The sequence below is a fragment of the Pseudovibrio sp. W74 genome (assembly GCF_001623085.1).
In the GTDB taxonomy this organism is placed as follows: domain Bacteria; phylum Pseudomonadota; class Alphaproteobacteria; order Rhizobiales; family Stappiaceae; genus Pseudovibrio.
Genome location: NZ_LMCJ01000005.1, coordinates 1 through 7,097, shown reverse-complemented (window position 1 = coordinate 7,097; position 7,097 = coordinate 1). Strand labels below are relative to the sequence as shown.

Here is a 7,097-nt window from a genome sequence, read left to right as displayed (position 1 = left end):
TGCGGAATCTCGGCACTCTCAGCTGCCGCTGCCACACCTGTCGCAATCACAGGCTCAAACGGAACAGGCGCTCCTTCCAGAGAAACCTGAGGCGAAACCGCCGACTGCTCAACAAGGAATGAGAACAACCGCACAACAGGCGACGGCTTAGGCCGGCCACCGTTAAACGTTGTCATCCCCGGAGCAACAGACAGCCCCAACCCGGTCAACTCACGCAACAACAAACCAGCAGCACGCTGATCCACATGCCGTGCGGCAATCTTCAGGACAACTTCTTCATAGGTGCCCCGGCTCACAGAAGCTGCGCCAACCTGAGATCCTGCCCCCACAATCTCAACGGAAACCTCTTGGTAGCCGGGCGCACCAAGCTTTTTCATCACCGTCTCAGCGCGGCCAAGCGCAAGGTCAGCAAACACCTGCGCTTTCTCGCCAGCATCAAAGCCCACATAGGGGATCATCAATCCAATGCGAAACCCATCCGCCCAGGTTGCTGAAACCTTCAGGCTCTCAGGCGCTGAACGCCCTTTTGCACCGGAAACATGCACACAATCCGCTGCTTTCGCCTCAACCGTCACCTGCGAAAAATCACAGGTCACATCAGGCAGCAAATAAGCTTGCGGATCACCAATCTCATAGATCATCTGCTCAGCAACAGTGCCAACACTCACAAGCCCGCCACTGCCATCCGGCTTGCTCAGATCACAGCTGCCATCTTCATAAACTGTCGCAATTGGATAGCCGATCTTCTTCACATCCGGCACATCCCGCCAGTCTGTAAAGTTGCCGCCAGTAACCTGCGTCCCGCACTCCAGCAGATGCCCGACAAGGCTCCCTGCTGAAAGGCGGTCATAATCCGCCCAGTTCCAGCCAAAGGCATGCGCGCATGCAGCAAGGGTCAACGCACTGTCCGCACACCGCCCTGTAATGACGATATCTGCACAAGCGTCCAGAGCCGCAACAACAGGCTGCGCGCCAAGGTAAGCATTGATGGAGGCAACTTTCTCTGACTTCGGGAAGGCCTCATGAGAGAACATCTCTGTCACACCAGCGGCCTGATACGTCCCTGCCTCCGCCAGCAGATCATCACCAGTGACAACGGCAACCTTCAGATCGAGCTTCTGCGCAGCAATCAATTCACGGATCTTGGAGGCACAACTCTCAGGATTAACACCACCAGCATTACTGAGAATTTTAGTCTTGGACGCGGCAATAGCCTTCAGGTTCAAGCCAAGCACCTGCTCAACAAAATCCGTCGCATATCCAAGATCAGGAGACTTCTGACGCGCCCTTGCCATGATGGAAAGAGTGATCTCTGCCAGATAGTCGTAAACAATGTAATCGAGCCCTCCAGCGCGCAACAACTGCCCGGTTGACGCACTAGAGTCACCCCAAAAGCCGCAAGCCCCCCCAATGCGAATTGGCTGCTTACGTTTACTAGAGCTTTGATTTTCCGTGGTTTTCATGGTCATTTTAACGGAAACCTCTTTTACATACCAAACGTACGGTATATACTAGTTCCCAATACGTCAAGTGTTTCAGAGAAAACCCCTTCCTAAGGTTAAGGTTGATCATGGTAAGCAAGTTAGACAAGAAGAAGCAGCGCGGTGAAAACACACGCAAAGCCCTCATTAAGTCGACCATCGATTGCCTCGACCGGCTCGGCTATGCAGAAACCTCGATCAATCGTGTGCTGGAAGGCGTTGATGTCAGTCGCGGTGCCTTGATGCACCACTTCCCCTCCAAGGAAGATCTGGTGATTGGAACGGTCGACTTCCTGCTCTCAAGAATTTTGCGCCACTACCAACAGGAAAGCCCAAACTCTTTCCCCTTCGCGCAGGTAACGCATTCTGGTAACGGGACACTCGCCGACGCACTCGTAACCTATTGGAAGAACATCATCGACACACCAGAAGGGCGCGCCTTCTCTGAAATCATCATGGCAACCCGCACGGACAAGGCATTGTCCCTGCGCATCTCCCCCAAACTGGAAGACTGGAACGAGCAGCTCAACCAGTTCTTTCTGCCACCGGGTTTAGATAAAGAGGCCATTGAAGACGTAACTCTAACCCTCCTCATCTGGCGCTCTTTCATCCGCGGCATGATTTTCCAGCAGGAGTTCCACAGCGACCCGGATTATATCGAAAAGATCATCCGCAAGTTCGCCATGATCATGGAACCACATCTGAAGCTGGCTCAAACGCAGAGCGGCACATAACAAATGAGAGCCAGATCGCTCTCCATGGCCACCAGACAAATGCTCTTGGCAACTTGACCCAAATGCCCTCATTTCCATTAAGTTCTGCCTAGTGATACTGCCAAGTCCCACGGGGCTTTAATCCTTTAAGGCACTGCAAAGGCATATGATCTGCGCTGGTAGAACGCGAGCGCGCTGGATCAGGGAGCCTTTTGACTGATGGACGAGGCATCAAACACACCACAACCCAATGCCACCTCCCCCACGGAGCAGGATCCGGTCTGCGGCATGTCTGTAACAGTCACAGACGACACCCTCTCAGCTGATTTTGCCGGAAAGACCTACCATTTCTGCTCTCCCAAGTGCTTCAATAAATTCGACAGCGATCCCTATTACTACGCCTCTGGCAACAGCAAAAAGCAGCAGGAAACTCAGACGCAGGATGTCGATTACACCTGCCCCATGCATCCGGAGATCATCAAGAAAGGCCCCGGCGAATGCCCTATCTGCGGCATGGCACTGGAGCCCATGACAGTCACCAGCGATGACGAACCCAGCCACGAACTGGTTGATTTCACCAGACGCTTCTGGCTCAGCGCAATTCTCTCAATTCCCCTGCTCGCCATCACCATGGGCCCCTTCATCGGCCTCCCGTTCCGCGAATGGCTCGGCGAACCCACAGCCATCTACGTAGAGTTTGTCCTCGCAACACCCGTTGTCCTGTGGGCAGGCATCCCGCTCTTCAAACGAGGCCTCAAGTCTATCACCACATGGAACCTCAACATGTGGACACTCATCACCCTGGGCGTCGGCGCCGCCTACCTTTATTCTCTGGTGGCAACCTTCCTGCCCGGCCTGTTCCCCCCAAGCATCCGCGCTGCCACAGGCCATCCGCCGGTCTATTACGAAGCCTCGGCTGTCATCCTTGCTCTGATCTTCATGGGACAAGTGCTGGAAATGCGAGCCCGTGAGCGCACGGGTGATGCCATCCGTGCTCTGCTTGACCTTGCTCCTAAAACCGCCCGCCGCGTGCTGGAAGACGGCACAGAATATGACGCGCCCCTTGAGAACATCATGACAGGCGACAAGCTTCGTGTCCGCCCCGGCGAGGCTGTCCCAGTCGATTCTCGCGTTGTCGATGGCCAGTCCTATCTGGATGAAAGCATGATCACAGGCGAGGCCGTCGCCCTTGAGAAGAAGGTAGGAGACACAGTCACAGGTGGAACACTCAACAAAAACGGGACGCTAATCATTGAGGCAACAAACGTTGGCGCAGATACCATACTTTCCAAGATCGTCTCCATGGTCTCCTCTGCCCAACGCTCACGTGCGCCCATTCAAGGCATGGCGGATAAGGTCTCAGCCTACTTCGTCCCAACCGTGGTCAGCATTTCCATTCTCTCCTTCTTCATCTGGTTGCTTATCGGCCCGGCACCATCCCTGTCTTACGCCGTCATTGTCGCCGTATCAGTGCTCATCATCGCCTGCCCCTGCGCCCTCGGGCTCGCAACGCCCATGTCCATCATGACCGCCAGTGGCCGAGGCGCGCAGGCAGGCGTGCTCATCAAAGATGCCACTGCGCTGGAGCTCATGTCCAAAGTCGATACGCTCATTGTCGACAAGACAGGAACCATCACAGAAGGCAAACCGACCGTCACCTCAATCCAGTCGTTCTCTGAGGGCTACACCGAGGACCAACTCCTACACATCGCAGCCTCCATCGAAAAAGGCTCCGAGCACCCGTTGGCAGAAGCAATCGTCCATGCCGCCTCAGCCAAAAAGATGTCCTTATCCAACTCTGAGGATTTTGAGGCCCACACCGGAAAAGGCGTTAGCGCGAAAGTCGAGGGCCAACTCTACGCCATCGGCAATCCGGTCATCTTCAACCTCACCGACAAGATCTCTGAGGACATGAAGCAAAAGCACCAAACCCTGAGTGCTTCAGGCAACACCAGCATCTATATGTCAAATGAGCAAGAAATCATCGGCATGATCGCCATCTCCGATCCCATCAAAGAAAACGCAACCGAGGCCATCCAGCAACTGCATGAGGCTGGCATCAAAGTCGTCATGGCAACCGGAGACAATGCCTTAACAGCCAAAGCCGTCGCCAACTCTGTCGGTATTGATGAGTTCAAGGCAGAAGCCTTGCCAGAAGACAAGAAGACACTGGTCGACCAGCTCCATGCATCCGGAGCAATGGTTGCCATGGCAGGCGACGGCGTCAACGACGCGCCCGCCCTCGCATCAGCCGATGTAGGGCTGGCAATGGGAACAGGCGCAGACGTCGCCGTCGAAAGCGCGGGCATCACATTGCTGAATGGCGATCTCACAGGCATTGTGCGCGCCCGCAAGCTCGCCATCGGGTCGTTGCGCAACATCCGCCAGAACCTGTTTCTGGCGTTTGTCTATAACTCCGCAGGTGTCCCCATCGCAGCAGGCATTCTCTACCCCTTCACCGGAGCGCTGCTCTCACCCATGATTGCAGCACTGGCCATGAGCCTGTCATCCTTCTGCGTGGTAATGAACTCTCTGCGTCTGAAAAACCTGAAGCTCTAATCCGCTACAGTCAGGATTTCAGAAAGAGGCTTCTTCAGCTTTGCCACAGCAGGTACCTTGGCATCTTCAGCCGGGTGACCAACTGCAATGATCATGATTGGCTTTTCGGAGTCAGGGCGATCCAGCATGCCATTCAAAAATTTCATCGGGTTGGGCGTGTGGGTTAGCGAAACCAGCCCTGCATGGTGCAGCGCCGTCAGCAGAAAACCACAAGCAATGCCAGTGCTTTCAGGCACGTAGTAGTTTTTGTAGCGCGTCCCATCTTCAAACTGCCCCCAACGCTGTGCAAACACAACAATCAGCCATGGCGCATCTTCCAGGTGAGGCTTGTCATCGTTAGTTCCAATCGGCTCAAGCGCTTTGATCCACTCATCACCCGCGCCGCCGTCATAGAACCGGCGCTCTTCTTCTTCCGCACCATCCCGGATACGCTTCTTAAACTCAGGTTGAGAGATGGCAACAAAATGCCAGGGCTGATGGTTCGCACCAGAAGGAGCCGTACCAGCCGTGCGAATGCACTCTTCAATAACTTCACGAGCGACAGGACGATTTGAAAAATCCCGAACCGTATGGCGACGCTTCATCTTGTCATAAAAGCCTTTCACAGCTTCAAGCATCTGCTCATCGCTCAGGTCCAGACGATCTGGCAGATCCACTGGCTCATATGTGATGTGTTCTTTGGCAAACATCCTGTTCCCCCGCTTTTCAGGTATTCTTTTGCTTTCCCTTACAAGCCAAATCGACGACAGCCTCCCAGCGTCCTACAGCCCATGTAAGGTCTTCGCAAAACTAACGGAAGAATACGGCCAAATCTATTGAACTTGCCTCCAGAAAGCCAATCCAGCCTCTAAACCCACATCACAACGATCCATCCGGCACCCAACGGCGAGATACCTCCGTGCTGTTCTCATAACTGGCCTCAAAGATTGGCGCAGCCAACGTCGCCCGCACGTGCAATGTTCCCTCACCAACATTACAAAAACCATGCAAACGCCCGGCAGGGATCAGGACACTCTGATTACCTGTCGCAACATACCGCTCATCCCCGCAAGTAATCTCCGCAGTTCCGTCAATCACCTCCAAAAGCTCCTCCACCGCATGCAGGTGCAACGGAGCCCCACTTCCGGGCTCACACCACTGATCAAAAATACAAAGCTGATGCGCACCATTCACAGCAGAGACCCTCATCCGCGTCACCACCCCACCCCGCCACTCTTCTAATTCCTGCGCATTATGATCAATAAGAGTCATCACAAGCTTCCTTTCCTGACAGAAAGACAATCAAAAGCTCACTCTATCTGACAAGTACGAAGAACTCAGAAACTGCAGTATGCAAGGATAACCACATCAGTTGTCGTGAACACGTTTCAGGAAGGTTCCATGTTATCGCTGTACATGTGAGGAGTTCGCAAGCTGACAGGGTTGAGCTGCATTGTTGTTAAATAACTGCACTTGGCACTCAATGAGTCCAAATCACTTATCCCCGACGTGCATTAAGCCCGGTATCAACGACATCATTTGAGGTAGGGGGATAGATTATTTCTATCCCCTTTCACGGCTTGAGTGCTGAGCTGGATGTTTGCCCGAGTTATCCGACCGATCACGGCCCATTGCAGACCAACTGCCAGCTCTACTTTCATCAGCTGGCGAGACACAGCAACGCAGTCTCAACCCTAATAACGCAAACAAACGCACGTAGGAACGCAAAGCCACTACAACTAGCTTTAAGACCAATCACACTGCATAAAGACACCCGTAGCAAATACCGCCAACGAACGCAGATAGGAGCGCACCACCGTTCCGGAAGCGTAGAGCAGTTACGGATTCAATCCCGCCGATTACGTCCTGATGCACAACTGGCCCCGCATTTCCTTCGAAAGCGCAGCAATCATAGCGGCACAAATTCGAGTGCATATGCCAGCAAACGCAGATAGCCGCGCAAAGCCATCCCAGTTGCGGTTTAGTTCACTCACGCTGCCCACAGCACCAGCTCATAAATACCGCGGCTTGATCGCCTGTGTTAGTCGCTCTTGAGGTCTAAGGCTCGCCCTTCCCACAGGCTCACTCCCCTTCTCTTTGGGATGCACGGAGGGTAGCTCATGTCTCATAACAGCACCGCGAGGCTATGCGTTTCCATCCCTTGAGGTCGTTGCTTTGGTTTCGCTGAGGCCAACTGTTGGCTGTATATTCAGGGATAAGAGAGTGCTTTGGTGCTGGCGGTTTGGAGTCTAGCTCGCTGTGTTTTCAGCACGTTCATTCAGGACAGCCTAGTTCTAAAACGACAAAAAGCCCCCATGCATTAAGCATTGGGGGCTTTTTGTCTGATATGTTTGTTCTGTTTTAT

The 7,097-nt window shown here is 53.7% G+C and carries 5 protein-coding genes; 2 read left to right on the top strand and 3 right to left on the bottom strand.

Annotated features, from left to right (window positions below; translation table 11 throughout):
• On the bottom strand, positions 1-1,469 hold a 1,469-nt coding region (locus tag PsW74_RS04075; RefSeq protein WP_208987829.1), incomplete at its 3' end, for an acyclic terpene utilization AtuA family protein.
• Between the two features lie 101 nt (positions 1,470-1,570).
• Here PsW74_RS04075 and PsW74_RS04070 point away from each other — a divergent pair.
• Complete coding sequence (locus tag PsW74_RS04070; protein WP_057461222.1) at positions 1,571-2,215, top strand: TetR/AcrR family transcriptional regulator; 645 nt, start codon at positions 1,571-1,573, stop codon at positions 2,213-2,215.
• Positions 2,216-2,413: 198 nt separating this feature from the next.
• Entirely contained in the window at positions 2,414-4,753 is a 2,340-nt protein-coding gene (locus tag PsW74_RS04065; RefSeq protein ID WP_063290136.1) for a heavy metal translocating P-type ATPase, read from the top strand.
• On the opposite strand, the gene PsW74_RS04060 is transcribed toward PsW74_RS04065, so the two are convergent.
• Together PsW74_RS04060 and PsW74_RS04055 are read right to left on the bottom strand one after the other, a co-directional pair.
• Positions 4,750-5,442, bottom strand: a complete 693-nt coding sequence (locus PsW74_RS04060; protein WP_057461220.1) for a nitroreductase family protein — start codon at positions 5,440-5,442, stop codon at positions 4,750-4,752. The genes PsW74_RS04065 and PsW74_RS04060 overlap by 4 nt on opposite strands.
• A 169-nt stretch (positions 5,443-5,611) precedes the next feature.
• The gene (locus PsW74_RS04055) at positions 5,612-6,004 is read right to left on the bottom strand and encodes a cupin domain-containing protein (protein WP_063290137.1); all 393 of its coding nucleotides are present in this window, start codon (positions 6,002-6,004) and stop codon (positions 5,612-5,614) included.
• Between the last annotated feature and the right edge of the window lie 1,093 nt (positions 6,005-7,097).

What these genes read in the sequence shown, in the direction of transcription:
- PsW74_RS04070 (WP_057461222.1), top strand. Translation starts at nt 1,571, where the DNA reads ATGGTAAGCAAGTTAGACAAGAAGAAGCAGCGCGGTGAAAACACACGC.
- PsW74_RS04060 (WP_057461220.1), bottom strand. Translation starts at nt 5,442, where the DNA reads ATGTTTGCCAAAGAACACATCACATATGAGCCAGTGGATCTGCCAGAT.
- PsW74_RS04065 (WP_063290136.1), top strand. Translation starts at nt 2,414, where the DNA reads ATGGACGAGGCATCAAACACACCACAACCCAATGCCACCTCCCCCACG.
- PsW74_RS04055 (WP_063290137.1), bottom strand. Translation starts at nt 6,004, where the DNA reads ATGACTCTTATTGATCATAATGCGCAGGAATTAGAAGAGTGGCGGGGT.